The sequence below is a fragment of the Cytobacillus sp. T106 genome, from assembly GCF_040492155.1.
Lineage (GTDB): Bacteria > Bacillota > Bacilli > Bacillales > Cytobacillaceae > Bacillus_AB > Bacillus_AB infantis.
The window spans coordinates 231,672-249,221 of the sequence record NZ_JBEUMK010000003.1 but is presented as its reverse complement, the minus strand read 5'-3'; the positions used below and the strand labels follow the sequence as shown (position 1 = coordinate 249,221).

General features: G+C 41.1%; 23 protein-coding genes. All 23 read left to right on the top strand.

Annotated elements, in window-relative coordinates; all coding sequences use genetic code 11:
* Positions 1 to 301 precede the first annotated feature (301 nt).
* The 23 genes from flgB to flhB all read left to right on the top strand — a co-directional run bounded on the left by flgB (position 302) and on the right by flhB (position 17,513).
* Positions 302 to 691 carry a flagellar basal body rod protein FlgB gene (gene flgB / locus ABU165_RS08890; RefSeq protein WP_248137946.1) on the top strand — a complete coding sequence of 130 codons (390 nt, stop codon included), beginning with the start codon at positions 302 to 304 and terminating at the stop codon, positions 689 to 691.
* Between the two features lie 2 nt (positions 692 to 693).
* On the top strand, positions 694 to 1,152 hold the full coding sequence (gene flgC / locus ABU165_RS08885) for a flagellar basal body rod protein FlgC (protein ID WP_094767466.1): 459 nt from the start codon (positions 694 to 696) through the stop codon (positions 1,150 to 1,152).
* Positions 1,153 to 1,164: 12 nt separating this feature from the next.
* Positions 1,165 to 1,473, top strand: coding sequence for a flagellar hook-basal body complex protein FliE (fliE, locus tag ABU165_RS08880; protein ID WP_094767465.1), 309 nt, complete (start codon positions 1,165 to 1,167; stop codon positions 1,471 to 1,473).
* Positions 1,474 to 1,564: 91 nt separating this feature from the next.
* Positions 1,565 to 3,151, top strand: coding sequence for a flagellar basal-body MS-ring/collar protein FliF (fliF, locus tag ABU165_RS08875; RefSeq protein WP_094767464.1), 1,587 nt, complete (start codon positions 1,565 to 1,567; stop codon positions 3,149 to 3,151).
* An 11-nt stretch (positions 3,152 to 3,162) separates the two neighbouring features.
* The gene (gene fliG, locus ABU165_RS08870; RefSeq protein WP_094767463.1) at positions 3,163 to 4,176 is read left to right on the top strand and encodes a flagellar motor switch protein FliG; all 1,014 of its coding nucleotides are present in this window, start codon (positions 3,163 to 3,165) and stop codon (positions 4,174 to 4,176) included.
* On the top strand, positions 4,169 to 4,933 hold the full coding sequence (gene fliH / locus ABU165_RS08865) for a flagellar assembly protein FliH (protein ID WP_318060102.1): 765 nt from the start codon (positions 4,169 to 4,171) through the stop codon (positions 4,931 to 4,933). The genes fliG and fliH overlap by 8 nt, the downstream gene beginning before the upstream one ends.
* A complete protein-coding gene (fliI, locus tag ABU165_RS08860; protein WP_318060101.1) occupies positions 4,934 to 6,262 on the top strand; it encodes a flagellar protein export ATPase FliI in 1,329 nt (442 codons plus the stop codon).
* Positions 6,252 to 6,695, top strand: a complete 444-nt coding sequence (gene fliJ, locus ABU165_RS08855; RefSeq protein WP_094767460.1) for a flagellar export protein FliJ — start codon at positions 6,252 to 6,254, stop codon at positions 6,693 to 6,695. The genes fliI and fliJ overlap by 11 nt, the downstream gene beginning before the upstream one ends.
* Before the next feature lie 20 nt (positions 6,696 to 6,715).
* A complete protein-coding gene (locus ABU165_RS08850) occupies positions 6,716 to 7,321 on the top strand; it encodes a MotE family protein (protein WP_318060100.1) in 606 nt (201 codons plus the stop codon).
* A gap of 13 nt (positions 7,322 to 7,334) precedes the next feature.
* Positions 7,335 to 8,663 (top strand): flagellar hook-length control protein FliK, encoded by a 1,329-nt coding sequence (locus ABU165_RS08845; RefSeq protein WP_318060099.1) that lies wholly within the window; start codon positions 7,335 to 7,337, stop codon positions 8,661 to 8,663.
* Positions 8,664 to 8,671: 8 nt separating this feature from the next.
* Positions 8,672 to 9,307, top strand: a complete 636-nt coding sequence (gene flgD / locus ABU165_RS08840) for a flagellar hook assembly protein FlgD (protein WP_318060098.1) — start codon at positions 8,672 to 8,674, stop codon at positions 9,305 to 9,307.
* 17 nt (positions 9,308 to 9,324) lie between these two features.
* Positions 9,325 to 9,714 carry a TIGR02530 family flagellar biosynthesis protein gene (locus tag ABU165_RS08835; protein ID WP_318060097.1) on the top strand — a complete coding sequence of 130 codons (390 nt, stop codon included), beginning with the start codon at positions 9,325 to 9,327 and terminating at the stop codon, positions 9,712 to 9,714.
* Positions 9,715 to 9,792: 78 nt separating this feature from the next.
* A complete protein-coding gene (gene flgG, locus ABU165_RS08830; protein ID WP_094767455.1) occupies positions 9,793 to 10,722 on the top strand; it encodes a flagellar basal body rod protein FlgG in 930 nt (309 codons plus the stop codon).
* 49 nt (positions 10,723 to 10,771) lie between these two features.
* On the top strand, positions 10,772 to 10,987 hold the full coding sequence (locus tag ABU165_RS08825; RefSeq protein WP_318060096.1) for a flagellar FlbD family protein: 216 nt from the start codon (positions 10,772 to 10,774) through the stop codon (positions 10,985 to 10,987).
* Positions 10,977 to 11,405, top strand: coding sequence for a flagellar basal body-associated protein FliL (fliL, locus tag ABU165_RS08820; protein ID WP_318060095.1), 429 nt, complete (start codon positions 10,977 to 10,979; stop codon positions 11,403 to 11,405). Before ABU165_RS08825 ends, fliL begins: the two co-directional genes overlap by 11 nt.
* Before the next feature lie 38 nt (positions 11,406 to 11,443).
* A complete protein-coding gene (gene fliM, locus ABU165_RS08815; protein ID WP_094767452.1) occupies positions 11,444 to 12,442 on the top strand; it encodes a flagellar motor switch protein FliM in 999 nt (332 codons plus the stop codon).
* Positions 12,432 to 13,649 carry a flagellar motor switch phosphatase FliY gene (gene fliY, locus ABU165_RS08810; RefSeq protein ID WP_094767451.1) on the top strand — a complete coding sequence of 406 codons (1,218 nt, stop codon included), beginning with the start codon at positions 12,432 to 12,434 and terminating at the stop codon, positions 13,647 to 13,649. Before fliM ends, fliY begins: the two co-directional genes overlap by 11 nt.
* 19 nt (positions 13,650 to 13,668) lie before the next feature.
* Positions 13,669 to 14,031, top strand: coding sequence for a chemotaxis protein CheY (locus ABU165_RS08805; protein WP_094767450.1), 363 nt, complete (start codon positions 13,669 to 13,671; stop codon positions 14,029 to 14,031).
* A gap of 22 nt (positions 14,032 to 14,053) precedes the next feature.
* A complete protein-coding gene (locus tag ABU165_RS08800; RefSeq protein ID WP_318060094.1) occupies positions 14,054 to 14,707 on the top strand; it encodes a flagellar biosynthetic protein FliO in 654 nt (217 codons plus the stop codon).
* A complete protein-coding gene (gene fliP, locus ABU165_RS08795; protein WP_094767449.1) occupies positions 14,700 to 15,365 on the top strand; it encodes a flagellar type III secretion system pore protein FliP in 666 nt (221 codons plus the stop codon). Before ABU165_RS08800 ends, fliP begins: the two co-directional genes overlap by 8 nt.
* 12 nt (positions 15,366 to 15,377) lie before the next feature.
* A complete protein-coding gene (fliQ, locus tag ABU165_RS08790) occupies positions 15,378 to 15,647 on the top strand; it encodes a flagellar biosynthesis protein FliQ (RefSeq protein ID WP_094767448.1) in 270 nt (89 codons plus the stop codon).
* A gap of 4 nt (positions 15,648 to 15,651) precedes the next feature.
* Positions 15,652 to 16,428, top strand: coding sequence for a flagellar biosynthetic protein FliR (gene fliR, locus ABU165_RS08785; RefSeq protein WP_318060093.1), 777 nt, complete (start codon positions 15,652 to 15,654; stop codon positions 16,426 to 16,428).
* Positions 16,428 to 17,513 (top strand): flagellar biosynthesis protein FlhB, encoded by a 1,086-nt coding sequence (gene flhB, locus ABU165_RS08780; RefSeq protein ID WP_094767446.1) that lies wholly within the window; start codon positions 16,428 to 16,430, stop codon positions 17,511 to 17,513. Before fliR ends, flhB begins: the two co-directional genes overlap by 1 nt.
* The last annotated feature ends 37 nt before the right edge of the window (positions 17,514 to 17,550 follow it).

Sequence of the window (17,550 nt, the reverse complement as noted above, 5' to 3'; positions counted from 1 at the left end):
GTGTGTTTTTATTGAGTAATAAGGAATAGGAAAATTAACCTAGTTAGATAGCGGAGGAATGATTGTTTGAATAACATAATATATTGGATCGTTAATTTTATTTGCTTTGAATAGGTAATTTTATCAATTTTTATACCTTTTATTAAAATAGGACAAATGTAGTGTTATTTTTTCTTTAAGTACATAGACATATTATTTCAAATTCATTACAATAGTGATTAGATTATAAAAAACGTCCATATTCATCAAAATTCAACAATTTTTAACAAAAGAACCATATGTATGGCAGGGAGTGGAAAAATTGAGTTTGTTTTCAGGAACGATCGGTACATTAGAAAGTGCTGTAAATTATTCTGCTGTTAAGCAAAAAGCTATCTCGCAAAATATTGCGAATGTCGATACTCCAAACTACAAATCGAAAAATGTGAGTTTTAAAGCAGTTCTAGATAACGAGATAGGGAATTTTTCCACTAAGAAAACTGATTACAGGCACTTTGATTTAAACGGAGAAGGTCAAAATGGCATCCATATCAGACAAGCAGCAACATCTTATAATCATAATGGTAATAATGTAGATCTTGATAAAGAAATGACAGAACTTGCAGAAAACCAAATCTATTACAATGCACTGGTTGAAAGGCTGAATGGTAAATTTTCAAGCCTGCAAAATGTTATTAGAGGGGGCAAATAAAAATGGGGATGTTCCATAGCATGAATGTAACTGCCTCTGCACTTACGGCACAGAGACTAAGAATGGATGTTATTGCATCCAATATGGCAAATGCTGATTCTACCCGGGGGAAAATAGTAGATGGGCAGTGGCAGCCCTATCGCCGGAAGGAAGTCGTCATGCAGCAGCAGGGCCAGACATTCTCCTCAATGTTTCAAACGGCAGTTAATAATAGTTCAGGCGGCAATACAGGGAACGGAGTTAAGGTATCTAGAATTATAGAGGATGAAACTCCGTTTAAAATGGTCTTTGACCCGGAACATCCAGATGCAAATGAAGAGGGTTATGTACAGTTGCCAAATGTTGATCCCTTAAAAGAAATGGTGGACCTGGTTAGTTCTACAAGATCTTATGAAGCAAACATCACAGTACTTAATGCTTCAAAATCCATGCTGATGAAGGCTTTGGAAATTGGTAAATAAGGGGCGGAGTAAATGAACGGAATTAGTTTCCAGCCAGTAAGCAAAATTTTTCAGCAGGGCAGCATTAAAGAAACTGCTATGAAAACCCCAGCAGAATCACAAAAAAGTTTTGCGGATTTCTTAAAAGCTTCCATAAATGAAGTAAATGGTGCTCAGCAAGAGTCAGACCTGATGACACAAAAACTGGCAAACGGTGAGAAGATTGAGCTGCATGACGTAATGATTGCTTCGCAAAAGGCAAGCATTACTATGCAGGCTGCAATGGAAGTAAGAAATAAAGTGATTGAAGCATATCAAGAAACCATGAGAATGCAAGTATAAGAGAGTTAACAATAAGAGATTAAAAAGCTACTAAGAATGGAAGTTAGCGGATTAATCCTGCCGAAATAAACAGACTAACCGGGGGATTGTAATGAAAGAGTCGGTTCAAAAATACTTAAATCCTATAAAAGAATACTGGCAGAGCCGGTCAAAAAAACAGAAAACTCTTTTGCTGGGGTCTATCTTATTGTTATTTGGTCTTATTGCAGCAGGAGTCTTATTAGCATCCAGAACAACGATGGTTCCGCTATACAGCAATTTATCACCTTCTGAAACAGGGGCGATTAAAGAGAATCTTGATGGAAGAGGCATCACCTCCGAAATCTCGGATGGAGGTACAACAATCAATGTTCCTGAAGAAATGGTCGATACACTGAAAGTAGAACTTGCAGCTGAAGGGATACCTAAATCAGGGAGTATTGATTATTCATTCTTCAGCCAGAATGCTGGAATTGGGATGACAGAAAATGAATTCAATGTTTTAAAGCTGGATGCCATGCAATCAGAGCTCTCGAACCTTATAAAAGGCATAGATGGCATAAATGATGCAAAAGTAATGGTTAACCTTCCTGAAAAAGGCATTTTTATTGCAGATCAAACTGAAGCAGCTTCAGCATCAATAGTGCTGAACACTAAACCAGGATACCAGTTTGAGGAATCACAAATAAAAGCCTTATATCATCTTGTATCTAAAAGTGTTCCTAATCTTCCTACTGAGAATATCGTCATAACTAATCAGTTCTTTGAATATTTCGATTTGAAAGATGGCGGGAATGATACTTCAGGATCGGCTTTTGCTGCTCAGCATGAAATTAAAAAGCAAATAGAACGAGATGTACAGCGGCAAGTACAAAGTATGCTCGGGACATTGATGGGCCAAGAAAAAGTTGCTGTTTCTGTTACCGCCGATATTGACTTTACCCAGGAAAACCGGGAAGAAAACCTCGTTCAGCCTGTGGATGAAGAAAATATGGAAGGAATTGCAGTGAGCGCTAAAAAAATCACGGAAACTTTCACTGGAAATGGTGCCGCCGCAGCTGGAGTTGCCGGAGCAGGGGAAAATGAAGTAGCAAATTACCCTGAAGGCGCCGAAGGTTCCAATGGTGATTATGAAAGAATAGAAGAAACAATCAATAATGAAGTAAATAAAATCCGAAAAGAAATATCTGAAAGTCCATACAAAGTGCGTGATCTTGGAATCCAGGTTATGGTTGAGCCGCCAGAAGCAGACGATCCAACTTCTCTGCCGCAGGATCGTGTTGACGATATCACTCAGATGCTTGGTTCAATAGTCAGGACTACGATAAATAAAGACACAATGGAAAACGAATTGACCGATGAAGAATTACAGAACAAGATATTGGTTTCTGTCCAGCCATTCAATGGAAAAGTAGATTTTGCGGAAGCTCCTGAAGCATCCATCCCTTGGTGGGTATATGCAATAGGTGCGGCACTTTTGATTATCATCATCGTTCTGGTCATCTTATTTATCCGTTCAAGGAAGAAATCTGATGCTATTGAAGATGTAGAGGAAGTATTCGACCCTATTAAGGTACCTGACGTTAATGAGGAACATGAAACTGAAGGCAGCATGCGCCGCAAGCAGCTCGAAAAAATGGCAAGAGAAAAACCGGAAGACTTTGCCAAACTTTTAAGATCATGGATAGCTGAAGATTAGGAGGAAAAGAAGTGGCAAAAAACCAAAAAGAATTAACTGGTAAACAAAAAGCTGCAATACTTCTAATTTCGCTTGGTCCGGATGTTGCTGCTTCCGTTTACAAACACCTTAGTGAGGAAGAAGTAGAAAAGCTGACGCTTGAGATTTCAGGGGTGAGGACAGTAGAATCTCAGTCCAAAGAGAGTATATTGGAAGAGTTTCACAATATAGCCCTTGCCCAGGATTATATCTCCCAAGGGGGGATTGGCTATGCTAAAACAGTACTTGAAAAAGCTCTCGGACAGGAGCAGGCCTCTTTAATTATAAACCGGCTTACTTCTTCCCTTCAGGTGCGGCCGTTTGATTTTGCACGAAAGGCAGATCCTGCCCAGATTTTAAACTTTATTCAGAATGAACACCCGCAGACCATCTCACTTATCCTTTCTTATCTGGACTCTGCCCAGGCAGGACAGATATTATCAGAGCTGCCTCAGGAAATGCAGGCGGATATAGCGAGAAGGATCGCTGTGATGGACAGCACCTCACCGGAAATTATCAATGAAGTTGAGCAAATTCTGGAGAGGAAGCTCTCAGCTACTGTCACGCAGGATTATACTCAGACGGGCGGAATAGAAGCTGTTGTAGATGTGCTGAATGGTGTTGACAGAGCTACGGAAAGAACGATTCTGGATGCGCTTGAAATTCAGGATCCTGAACTGGCAGAAGAAATTAAGAAAAGAATGTTTGTTTTCGAAGATATTGTCACACTGGACAGCCGTGCCATTCAAAGAGTTATTCGTGATTGTGAAAGTGAAGATCTGATGCTTGCTTTGAAAGTTTCCAGTGATGACGTTAAAGATATCGTCTTCAAAAATATGTCTACACGTATGGTAGAAACGTTTAAGGAAGAAATGGAATTCATGGGACCTGTCAGGCTTCGGGATGTTGAGGAAGCTCAATCAAGAATAGTGGCTATCATCCGCCGCCTGGAAGAGACCGGAGAAATTGTGGTTGCCCGCGGCGGAGGGGATGACATCATTGTCTAGGCTCATAAAATCATTCAGGGCTGAACAGGAAGTATCGGATCAAAAGGTAATTTCCATTAAGAGTATAACGGGAATTTCAGCCAATAAAAATGAAGCAGAACCACCTGCGGAAAACAGTAAGGACTATTTAAAAATAATAATTGATGCCCAGGCAGAGGCTGAAAATATTGTAGAAAAAGCAAAAAGACAGTCTGAAGAAATTTTATCTGCTGTATATGATGAAAAAGCAGCCTTTGAAAATGAAAAGCAGCAGGCTTTTATGAAAGCCTCTGAAGAAGGATTCAACTATGGAAGAGAAGAAGGGCACAAAGCAGGATTTAACGAGTATACAGACAAGATCCTGGATGCAGAGAAAATAATCGATGCAGCAAAAACGGATTATTTATCATATATAGAGTCGGCAGAAGAAGTAATTCTCAGGCTTGCATTAAAGGCAGCTGAAAAGGTAGTAGGGAAATCACTTGAAGAAAATCAAGATTTATTTATCTCCTTTATAAAAAACTCTTTGTATGAAGCAAGAGAAGCCGAACGCGTTAATTTGCTGGTGCATCCGGATCAGTATCAGATGCTACTCGAAAGCAAACAGGAACTCGAAGCTGTCTTTCCGCGGGAAACCTCGCTGCACATTTATCCCAATTCTGAAGTGAAGGCAGACGGCTGTATTTTAGAAACGCCTTCTGGAAGGATTGACGCAGGCGTAGCGAGCCAGCTGGAAGAGCTTAAAATAAAATTGGTTGAGATGCTGGAGCGTGAATAGATGAAGGCAGCAGATCTCATAGATCGCATAGATGAAATCAGTACGTTTAAGAGATATGGAAAAGTCAAAAGGGTTATAGGTTTAATGATTGAATCGCAAGGCCCTGAAAGCTCGATTGGGGATGTTTGCTATATACATGCCAGCAGCCATGGAAACAAAATAATAAAAGCGGAAGTGGTCGGGTTTAAAGAAGAAAACATAATCCTTATGCCCTTTACGTCCATAACGGAAATTTCACCAGGAAGCCTGGTGGAGGCTACACTCAAGCCATTGGAAGTTAAAGTGGGAACCGGTCTGGTTGGAAGTGTGATAGACGCATTGGGGCTTCCGCTGGATGGGACTCCGCTGCCAAAGGGACTTTCTAAAGTACAAACAGAGCAGGAACCTCCCAATCCGCTTGAGAGACCGCCAATTACAGAACCCATAGAGGTTGGTGTGAGGTTGATTGACAGTCTGCTGACCGTTGGGAAAGGCCAGAGGGTCGGTATCTTTGCTGGAAGCGGCGTTGGGAAAAGTACTTTATTGGGAATGGCAGCGAGAAACACAACTGCTGACCTGAATGTTATTGCTCTGATTGGCGAGCGGGGCCGTGAAGTAAGGGAATTTATAGAAAAGGATTTGGGCCCTGAGGGTTTAAAGAAATCGATAGTGGTCGTAGCAACATCCGACCAGCCCGCATTAATGAGAATTAAAGGAGCATATACTGCCACTGCAATTGCAGAGTACTTCAGAGATAAAGGCCTGAATGTAATGCTGATGATGGATTCGGTTACAAGGGTTGCGATGGCCCAGAGAGAAGTCGGCCTTGCGATTGGAGAGCCGCCAACAACGAAAGGATACACTCCATCGGTATTTTCAATCCTGCCTAAGCTTCTGGAGAGGACGGGCACAAATAAAAAAGGATCCATTACTGCCTTATATACAGTACTGGTTGATGGCGATGATATGAATGAACCTATTGCCGATACTGTGCGGGGCATCCTCGACGGCCACTTTGTACTGGATCGGAACCTTGCCAACAAAGGACAGTATCCAGCAGTCAATATTCTTAAAAGTGTAAGCCGCGTTATGAATGGGATTGTATCACACCAGCATACACAGTCTGCCGAACAATTAAGGGCCAAATTAAGCACATATATCAACTCCGAGGATTTGATCAACATTGGTGCTTACAAAAAGGGTACATCAAGAGAAATAGACGAAGCTATCAATTTATACCCGCGAATTCTCTCTTTCTTTAAGCAAGGTACGCACGAACCAGTTTCCATGGAGCAAAGCATCCGGCAACTGCATCAATTAATGGGCAATGGTGATGGATATGACTTATAATTTCCGGTTTGATAAAATTCTCACCGTAAAAAATAGAGAAAAAGAAGAAGCATTGGATGTTTATAACCAGTCTGTTAAACGGTTTGAAGAAGCGGCAGAAGCTTTATTCGAACTGCTAAAGAAAAAAGAGGATCTAGAAGGCTACCAGAATGAAAGACTGTTGACTGGCCTCCCTGTACAGGAAATAAGGCACCATCAATTTTTTATCAATAACCTGGAAAAGACTATTGATCACTATCAAAAAATGGTTATAAACACGAGGACGCATATGGTATATCACCAGGAAAGACTGGTAGAGAAAAATATAGAAGTCAAGAAATATGAAAAAATAAAAGAAAAAGATTTATATTCCTTTATTGAAGATATGAAGCTTACAGAAAGCAGGTTAATGGATGATATCTCAATTCAATCATATATGAATCGAGAGAGGTAGTGGCTGACATGGCAAAAACTTTGGAAGATAAAGAGGAGAAAAAGGGAAGCAAATTCCAAACGTTTATAATTATTATTTTTATACCGATTCTCTTTGCAGTTGCATTAACATTAATCATTTTAACTGTTTCAGGCATTAACGTATTTGATTCGGCTAAAGAAATAAGCGGGAAAATACCATTTGTTTCTTCATACTTTAAAGCGGAAGAAACTGCTACTCCGGAGGAAACCGAAGCAAAAATAGTCGATCTTCAGGCTGGCATACAAGATAGAGAGGCAAAATTGGAGCAGCTTGAAAAGCAAATGCAGTCAAAAGAAGATGAAATTAGTCAGTCGGCGGCAGAGAAAGAGCAGCTTCAGCAGCAGATTGACGAGCTCCTGGCCATTCAGGAGGAAAATAAAAAAGCTTTTAAAGAGATCATTGCAACCTATGAGCAGATGTCAGCTAAAAAAGCAGCCCCTATCATCGAAAATTTAAATGATTCAGAAGCATTGAAAATTATGTCCAGTATGAAACCAGATACACTCGCTTCCATAATGGAAAATTTAGAACCGGAGAATGCTGCCAGATATACTGAACTTTTAACCAATGAAACTGAAGGAGCGGCCTCAGGCGGACAGAATTAAAGGAGGTGAAAATGTGCAGATTGAACGATTAGGGGCTCTTGCTGCTTTATTGGGAGAGGCAAAGGGAGCGGCTGGTGCAAATAACCTGTTTAAGGGAATAATGGAAGCAAGCATGAACGGGGCAGTGCCTGGAGAAAGCATAAAAACCAATGATCCTGCAAGATTATTTCTGTCCCAGGCTGAAACGGAATCACTCAGCCGATTGCTCTCAACTGAAGACGTAATCGAACTGGAAGATGGAGTTTCCATTCTTGACAGAATTATGGATGGGGATGAAGAAGATTTTGCATTAATCCTGGATATCCTGAACCTTGATGAAAACCAGCTAAAAGATCTGGTTGGCAAACTTCAATCGCTGCTGGCAGAAATGAATGAAGACTTTCAGTCTATTGTAAAAAAAACTCAGGCAGATATAGCTGAAAAAGGACTTAAGCAAACAGAAGCGGTAGAAGCTGAAGAATCTTCTGTAAATGATCCTGGCGAAAACGTAATTTCAAGCCTGCTCAGTTCATTGAGTTTGCTGCTTCAGAACAATCCTGAGAAAATTTTCAACAAACTTGAGGCGGGTGATCTTTCAAATGCCATGAAATTTCTAAAGGCATATGATTTGGTAGCACAAGCTAAAGGGGATTTTCCTCTTGAATCAAAGCTGAACAGTATGCTAAAAGAAATGGTGCCAGTCGCCCAGCAGCTGATTGTTCCAGCAAACAATCAGGGAAAAAATACTTATGTGCAAAACCTTTTTACCCAGGTTTCTAGAGAATTAAACGCTAATCTGAAAATAAATTCCACAGAATCCTCTGGATCCGGCCAATCAAATGTTCAAGTGAAAGAAGTAAATGCAGGATTGCCTTTCTTTCAGCTGAACCAGATGACAAAACCTGAACAGCTCTCATTGATGCTGGAAAAGCAAGGAAAGCAGGTTTCTGCTGACGATTTGATCCAGCAATTTGAAAGCATAATATCAAAAAGCCAGTTTACCAGATCAGGAGGAATTCAAAAGCTATTCCTGAAATTGTATCCTGAACACCTGGGATCTATCCGGATTGAGCTGATACAAAAGGACTCTACAGTGATGGCAAAGATACTTACGTCTACAGGAAGTGCTAAAGACCTGCTTGAATCGCAAACTGCTTCTTTAAAGCATGCTCTAAGTTCACAGAATATACAGGTGGACAAAATTGATATAGCCCTGCAGACAGGCAACGGTGAAAGAGCTTATAACCGTGAGGGCAGCGGCAGCCAGCAAAACAGGCAGCACCAAAAGGAATCAGAAGCAAAAGAACAAAACGAGAATTTTAATGATGCTTTAGAGGAAGTGTTATTAAATACTGAGGTATAGGTGATAAAATGGCAAATACAATCGATCCTTCTCTGATGCTGGCAAACTACCAAAAACCGGAGAGGCAGACAGGAAATGATATTTTAGGCAAGGATGACTTTTTAAAAATCCTAATGGTTCAGCTTCAGAATCAGGATCCGACAAATCCGCTTCAGGACAAAGATTTTATTGCTCAAATGGCTACTTTCTCTTCATTGGAGCAAATGACCAATATGAGCAAATCAATGGATAAATTTGTTCAGATGCAAGAACAGAATACCATAGTCTCGTACAGCCAATTTGTAGGCAAGGAAGTTACATGGCACAAGCTGGATGAAACACAGGATCCAACTTCTGAAGATGCCGTACAGACAGGCACTGGTGTGATAGACTCTGTTAAGTTTGTAAATAACAGCGTTGTGTTTGTAATGGAAGACGGCAGCACACTGGAGCCGGCTAATATTTCCGAGGTGAACTCCTCCTCAAGGACGAATAGTATGCTTGAATCCAGCATGCTGATCGGTAAAACAGTCAATTATCTGGACGATGAAGGCAATGAAGCTGCAGCTGTCGTAAAAGCTGTTTCATTTAAAGATGGAAAGACAATGTTCCATCTTGACAACGATGCTTCCATTGCAGCAAAACAAATTTCCAGAATCGAGTAAACAAGGGAAGTGAGTGGATGGTTAAGCCGATCTTCCGGCCGCTTCAATCACATCTTTCCACAATAAATGAGATAGCCGGAAAAAAAAGCGCCGTTCCATTCAATAAGAACAGCTTTTCGCAGCATCTCCATAACGCGTTAGGTTCCGGGAAACAGCTGTCGATCAGTAAACATGCCCAAGAACGGATAACCCAAAGAGGCATTGTCATTGATAAAGGCGTGTGGCAGAAGATTGAAGGCAAGGTGCAGGAAGCAAAAAGCAAGGGCGTAAGTGAATCCCTGGTTTTGTTAAAGGATGCGGCCCTGATTGTAAGCGCGAAGAATAATACAGTTATCACTGCTATGAAAAGAAAAGAAGCTGCTGATCAGATTTTTACGAATATAAATGGAACCATTATTATTGACTAATAATTTTCAGCTGGACCTTAAATGGAGGCTGAGGCTGCGGAATGATCGAAGCAGCCAATAAGAAGGGAGCAATCAACTATGTTGCGTTCAATGTATTCAGGTATAAGCGGTATGAAGAATTTTCAAACCAAGCTGGATGTTATAGGAAACAATATTGCCAATGTAAATACTTACGGGTTTAAAAAAGGAAGGGTCATCTTCAAGGATATGATGAGCCAGACTATTTCCGGTGCCAGCGGCCCGACTGCTGCAAGAGGCGGTGTAAATGCTAAACAGGTAGGACTAGGCGCTCAAATGGCAGCCATAGATACCATGCATGAAGGCGGAAGCCTCCAGACTACCAACAGGGTGCTTGACTTGGCGATTTCAGGAGACGGATTTTTCCAGGTAGGGAATGCTGATGCAACTGCCGGTTTTAATAATATTAGTTTTACAAGGGCTGGAAATTTTTATATGGACGAAAATGGTAGCCTGGTTAACAGCGACGGGCTTTATGCGGTCGGATTTTCTGCTGCAGCAGGCCAGACTGATCCCACTCAATTAACATTTCCAGAACCAGATGAAATGAACGGTACAATAGACAACACTACTCAACCTCCACAATACACAGGTGGCAGTGTTACTCCACAATACGGCCCCATCACAATCCCGACTGATGCAAAAAGCATGAGCATCGGTAAAGATGGTTCTGTGTCATTTGTTGACAAAGATGGAGAACTGAAATGGGCAGGACAGCTTGTGCTCGCTAAGTTCCCTAATGCAGGCGGCCTGGAGAAAATCGGAAACAATATGTTCCGTCAGACAAACAACTCTGGTACTCCTTTACTGAACTTTGCAGGCACAGACGGAATCGGCACAACAGAATCAGGTTTCCTTGAAATGTCCAATGTGGACCTCTCTGAAGAATTCACTGAAATGATCGTAGCGCAAAGAGGATTCCAGGCCAACACGAAGATTATTACAACATCCGATGAAATACTCCAGGAGCTTGTAAATTTAAAACGTTAAGCTAAAGGGGGATAAGGGTTAAAGATCAATTTTCTTTAACCCTCTAAATTTGATTAAATTAACTAGATTAAACGGAAAGCCATTTACCATCAATGCATTATTTATTGAAGTTATTGAATCCTTTCCAGATACAACCATTACCCTTACAAATGGAAGGAAATATGTTGTCAAGGAAACGGAAGCTGAGGTAGGCGGGCTGTCAAAAGCCTTCTATCAATCTGTAAGTCTTTTGGGCAGGGATTGCGAGGAAGAAGATGAAAAATAATAAACTGGTAATGATTATGCTGATCATATTAATTGCGATAACCTTGGTAGGGGCAGTAGCCCTGGTTGTCGTTATGAAGTTTACAGGTGAGGAAACGGAGAAGGAGCCCTCTATTGAAGAAGTTCTTGAAGCTTCTGTCGATATACCGCAAATAACTACAAATTTGGCAAGCGATGATTTGATTCGCATTTCTTTCAAGGTACAGACTGATAACAAGAAAGCTAAAGAAGAGCTCGAAAAACGAGATTTTCAGGTGAAGAATATCATTATCGAAGAGCTGTCAGAAAAAAATGCAGATGAACTCCAGGGCAAGGTAGGGAAGCAGAGTCTGCAGGACGATTTAAAAACAAAAATCAATTCATTAATGCAGGAAGGCAAAGTAGAGAAGGTATATATAACTGAGTCTCTCCTCCAATAACAATTAAAGCTTGAACTAATGAGTAGGAGGTGAGGTTTTTGGCAGGAGAGGTATTATCCCAAAATGAGATCGATGCATTGCTCTCTGCAATAAATACTGGCGAGATGGATGCAGATGAACTCAAAAAAGAGCAATTTGAGAAAAAAGTGAAAGTTTATGATTTTAAGAGGGCATTGAGATTCTCCAAAGATCAGATCCGAAGCCTGACAAGGATCCATGAAAATTTTTCAAGGCTTTTAACGACCTTTTTCTCTGCTCAACTGAGGACACATGTACAAATATCGGTCGCTTCGGCAGATCAAATTCCATATGAAGAATTTATCAGATCGATACCAAAAATGACGATTCTTAATGTATTGGAAGTTCCTCCTCTTGATGGAAGAATGATCATTGAAGTGAATCCTAATATAGCTTATGCTGTCATGGACCGATTGATGGGCGGCAAGGGATCCAGCCTTAATAAGGTGGATACGCTCACTGAAATTGAAACTAAAATTATGTCCAATACTTTCGAGAGAGCCTTTGAGAGCCTCAGGGAGGCATGGCTCAACATAACGGAAATAGATCCCATTTTAGCAGAGTTTGAGGTTAACCCTCAATTCCTTCAGATGGTTTCTCCAAATGAAACAGTAGTCGTCATTTCCTTGAATACTACAATAGGCGAAACGAGCGGGATGATCAATATTTGTATACCGCATGTAGTGCTGGAACCGATTATTCCTAAGCTCTCTGTCCATTATTGGATGCAGACAGAGAAGAAAGAAAGAGAGCCGGAAGAACTGAACCGTCTGGAGAAGAACCTGGAAAAAGCTGAGCTGCCGCTATCTGTTGAACTGGGCATTTCAGAAATAACTGTTCAGGATTTCCTGATGCTGGATGGCGGAGATGTTATTGAGCTCAACCAGGCAATTGATGCACCATTGCGGATTAAAATCGGAGATATTCCTAAATTTTATGGCCAGCCTGGTAAAGTAAATAAGAAATTAGCCATTCAGATACTCGATACATTTAAGGGGGGAGACAGCAATGATGAGTGATGACATGCTTTCACAAGATGAAATAGATGCCCTGTTAAAAGGGACTGACGATGATAGTTCCGATACAGTTTTTAATGTTGAGGACTATTTGACTGGCATGGAGCAGGACGCACTGGGGGAAATAGGGAATATTTCATTTGGCAGTTCAGCCACTGCGCTTTCCACACTTCTGAGCCAAAAGGTGGATATTACTACACCAGCGGTCACTGTGCTGGATGTAACATCACTTAAGGATGAATTTCCGCATCCTTATGTTGCCATACAGGTCAGCTACACGGAAGGCTTTTCAGGCAGCAATCTTCTGGTTATTAAACAGGAAGACGCGGCTATAATAGCAGACTTGATGCTTGGAGGCAGCGGTAAAGATCCAGCAGACCTATTAGGGGAAATCCAGCTTAGTGCAGTACAGGAAGCGATGAATCAAATGATGGGTTCAGCTGCAACCTCAATGTCTACGATTTTCAGCAAGAAAGTAGATATTTCACCTCCTTCAATAGATATCCTGAATGTTGAGGCGGGTGAAGGAACCGATAGAATCCCGGATGATGATATGATTGTAAAAATCTCTTTCCGGCTTCGTATCGGGGATTTAATAGATTCGAATATCATGCAGGTGCTTCCGCTCAACTTTGCGAAAAGCCTGGTGCATGAGCTTATGAATCCAGAGAGTATGCAAAAAGATGAGACTGTGGAGCTTAAAAAGGAAGAGGCACCGGCAGCAGGCAGCATTTCAGGCATGCAGAATAACGGGCAAAGCACATCCCCAATACAGGGACATCAAATGCCGGAGAACCGGGATGTATACAGGCAGCCTGAGCAGCCGACCCAAGTTCAGCAGCCGGGCAGCCCTCAGCACTTTGGTGCAGCATACCCGGGGACCCAGCAGCCGCAGGTTCAGCCTGCAGCTTTCTCAAATTTTGAAACTCACCAGCTGCAGGAAACTGAGGCCAAGAACCTTGATATGCTTCTGGATATCCCGCTCCAAGTCACAGTAGAACTTGGAAGAACCAAACGTTCTGTAAAAGATATTCTTCAGCTTTCAGCAGGATCGATTGTTGAACTGGATAAGCTGGCAGGAGAGCCTGTTGATATCCTGGTCAACAGCAGATTGATTGCAAAAGGTGAGGTTGTAGTTATAGAAGAGAACTTTGGCGTAAGAGTTACAGACATTATTAGCCAAAGTGATAGAATAAAAAAATTAAGATAATAGCTGGAGGTTGTGTAAAATGGCGAATAAAATCCTTATCGTAGATGATGCAGCATTCATGAGAATGATGATAAAAGATATCCTTACCAAAAATGGTTTTGAAGTTGTGGGAGAAGCTGCTGATGGTGCCCAGGCAGTTGAAAAATATAAAGAAAGCCAGCCAGACCTGGTGACGATGGATATTACAATGCCAGAAATGGATGGCATCACTGCACTGAAGGAAATCAAAAAAATCAATCCCGGCGCTAAAGTCATCATGTGTTCCGCAATGGGTCAGCAGGCGATGGTAATTGATGCGATTCAGGCAGGAGCTAAAGACTTCATTGTAAAGCCATTTCAGGCGGACAGAGTCTTGGAAGCTATCAACAAAACGCTGGGATAAAGAAATAGAGGGTGCTTTTTTAGTGTCAAATAAATATAAACTAATCCTAATGCTATTAATGGCTGTATTCGTTCTGCAAGGCTTTCATTCCAAAGCCTTTGCAGAGCAGCTGAATAAAAGTGTAAACGAGTGTATTTCTAATCCTGAAAGCTGCTCTCAGCCGGAATCTTCCCGGGAAAAGACTCCTGGAGCAGAAGCAGGAAAGGTCGGCATCGGAGTATGGGATACCGTTAAAATGCTCACAGCGACAGCATTTGTAATCGCATTGCTCTATTTAATGCTTAAATTCATCAACTCTAAATCCAGGAGCCTGAAATCCTCTCAAATAGTTGAAAATCTTGGCGGTACTTCCCTCGGTTCAAACAAAAGCATTCAAGTGGTCAAAGTTGGAAAGCAGCTTTTGATTGTGGGAGTAGGAGAAGATATAAGGCTTCTGAAAGAAATCCAGGAAAAAGATGAGTATGAGGAAATTCTTACTGAATATAACAGAAAAACAGAACAACTGATCCAGCCAAGCGATATTGTGACAAGAGTTATCAAAAGAACAAAAGCTAAAAAGGAAATAAATGTGCAAAAAAGCTTTAAATCGGAACTCAAAAGCCAGCTGGAAGATATGAAGAAGGAAAGAAATAGTTTATATAATGAACTTCAGAAGGGCCAGAATAAAAATGAATGAAGTAATGGAGATTTTTAATACAAGTTCACCTGAAAATGTGTCAACTTCAGTTAAGTTACTGCTGCTTTTGACTGTCCTTTCACTGGCGCCAAGCATTCTAATTTTGATGACTTGTTTTACAAGAATTATCATTGTTCTTTCTTTTGTCAGAACTGCGCTTGCAACCCAGCAAATGCCTCCCAATCAGGTCCTGGTAGGCTTATCACTATTCCTGACATTCTTTATTATGGCACCAATATTTCAGCAAGTGAACGAACAGGCGTTAACTCCATTATTTAATGAGGAAATCACCCTGGAGGAGGCTTATGACAAAGCTTCCGTACCATTCAAGGAATTCATGAGCGTTCATACAAGGCAGAAAGACCTTGCATTATTTTTAGAATACTCCAACGCAGAAACGCCGGAATCCATCGAGGATATACCGCTTACAACTTTGGTTCCGGCATTTGCCATCAGTGAAATCAAAACTGCTTTTCAAATCGGTTTTATGATTTTTATACCCTTTTTAGTAATTGATATGGTGGTTGCCAGTGTATTAATGTCCATGGGTATGATGATGCTTCCGCCGGTAATGATATCATTGCCATTTAAGATATTGTTGTTTGTACTTGTTGACGGATGGTACTTAGTTGTCAAATCTCTACTACAAAGTTTTTAAGCAGGTGTAATAATGACTCCCGAAACAGTTATATCAATAGCAGAGCGCGGCATCATGAGTGTACTCTTGGTATCAGGCCCATTGCTGATTTTAGCTTTGGCTGTCGGATTAATTGTCAGTATCTTTCAAGCTACAACCCAAATCCAGGAACAAACGCTTGCTTTTGTTCCAAAGATTGTTGCGGTCCTATTGGGAATCGTCTTTTTTGGCCCCTGGATGCTCAGTCATATACTTTCTTATACTAATGAAATTTTCTCGAATTTAACGAGATTTGTAGGCTGATTGTATGCAAGAAATACTTCAAGGGTTCCCAGTATTTCTCCTGGTTTTTATCAGAGTGACCTCATTTTTCCTGCTGCTGCCGCTTTTTTCTTATCGATCGATACCGAATTCCCATAAAATTGGACTCGGCTTCTTTCTTGCCTGGACCATATTTTATACGATAGATGCTCCCCTGATAGAAATAAATGAGGTGTTTTTTTTATTAGCTATAAAAGAAGCGCTCGTTGGTTTAGCTGTTGGCTTTTGTGCATATCTGATGCTTTCAGCAATCCAGATTGCAGGCGGTTTCATCGATTTTCAAATGGGTTTTGCCATTGCCAATGTTGTTGATCCTCAAACCGGAGCCCAAAGCCCGCTGACTGGCCAATATTTATATACAGTTTCGCTGTTCTTCCTGCTTATGGTTAATGGCCATCATCTTTTGCTGGACGGAGTCTTTTACAGCTATCGGGTCATTCCTCTTGATAGCGGATGGATCCCTTTTGGGAGCAGCGGCATGGCTAAATATCTAATTCGTTCCTTTAATTCCATGTTTATCATTGCATTTCAATTATCAGCCCCTGTTGTGGGAAGTCTTTTCCTTGTCGATATCGCATTAGGCATTGTGGCAAGGACTGTACCCCAGCTTAACGTTTTCGTGGTGGGCCTTCCGTTGAAAATCGGTGTAGGATTTGTAGTGCTGATATCTGTTATGAGCATTTTGATGCTTGTCGTTTCCCAGCTCTTCGGTACAATGGCTGTAACAATGAGAGGGCTTATGGACATAATTGGAGGACCATGATGACTGCAAATATAAAGTTGGATCTGCAATTCTTTGCAGGTGAAAAAACGGAAAAGGCTACACCTAAGAAGCGGCAGGATTCCAGGAAAAAAGGGCAGGTCGCGAAGAGCCAGGATGTCAATACCGCAATCGTGCTTCTGGCAGTGTTTCTCATATTAACCTTAACCGGCGGATATTTGAAGAATATTATTATGTTCCTGCTCACTCATTCCTTTCAGGAATTTATGCACATGGAATTGACTCAAAGCAATGTACAGACTATCTATTTAACGATTTTGAAAGAGCTCTTCTTATTTCTGGCTCCTATTATGATCGCAGCGGTCATTGCCGGGGTAGCTGCAAATTACATGCAGGTAGGCTTTTTATTTTCCACAGAATCGATTCAGTTTAAGCTGGAAAAAATCGATCCTATCAAAGGGTTTAAAAGGATATTTTCGGTTCGGGCCATTGTTGAGCTGCTCAAATCTATTTTAAAAATATCATTCGTAGGAGCTATAACATTTGCAGTTATATGGTTCAGGAAAGAAGAGATTCTTCTGCTTTCCCAGAAACCGGTTGGAGCTACCTTGGAAACGGTGGCTAGCTTAACTGTCCAAATGGGCTTAACCGCTTCTGCCGCACTTTTATTCTTATCCATACTGGATTATCTTTATCAAAAGTACGATTTTGAAAAAAACATCAGGATGTCAAAACAGGATATAAAAGATGAGTATAAAAATGTTGAGGGCGATCCTCTGATAAAATCGAAAATTAAGCAAAGGCAGAGAGAGATGGCTATGAGGAGAATGATGCAGGAAGTCCCTCAAGCTGACGTAGTCATTACAAATCCGACTCACTTTGCCGTGGCTTTAAAATATGATGATACCAAAAATGATGCCCCGTATGTTGTGGCTAAAGGTACAGACCATGTTGCTCAAAAAATTAAATTAATTGCAAAAGAAAATGATGTGGCGACGATTGAGAACAGGCCATTGGCCAGGGCTCTTTACAGCCAGGCAGACATAGGCAGTGCGATCCCTGAGGAGTTTTTTAAAGCGGTCGCTGAAATTCTGGCTTATGTATACAGACTCAAGAATAAAATATAGGCCGGATTAATGATTAATGTTTAGGTTAAGGGGAGAG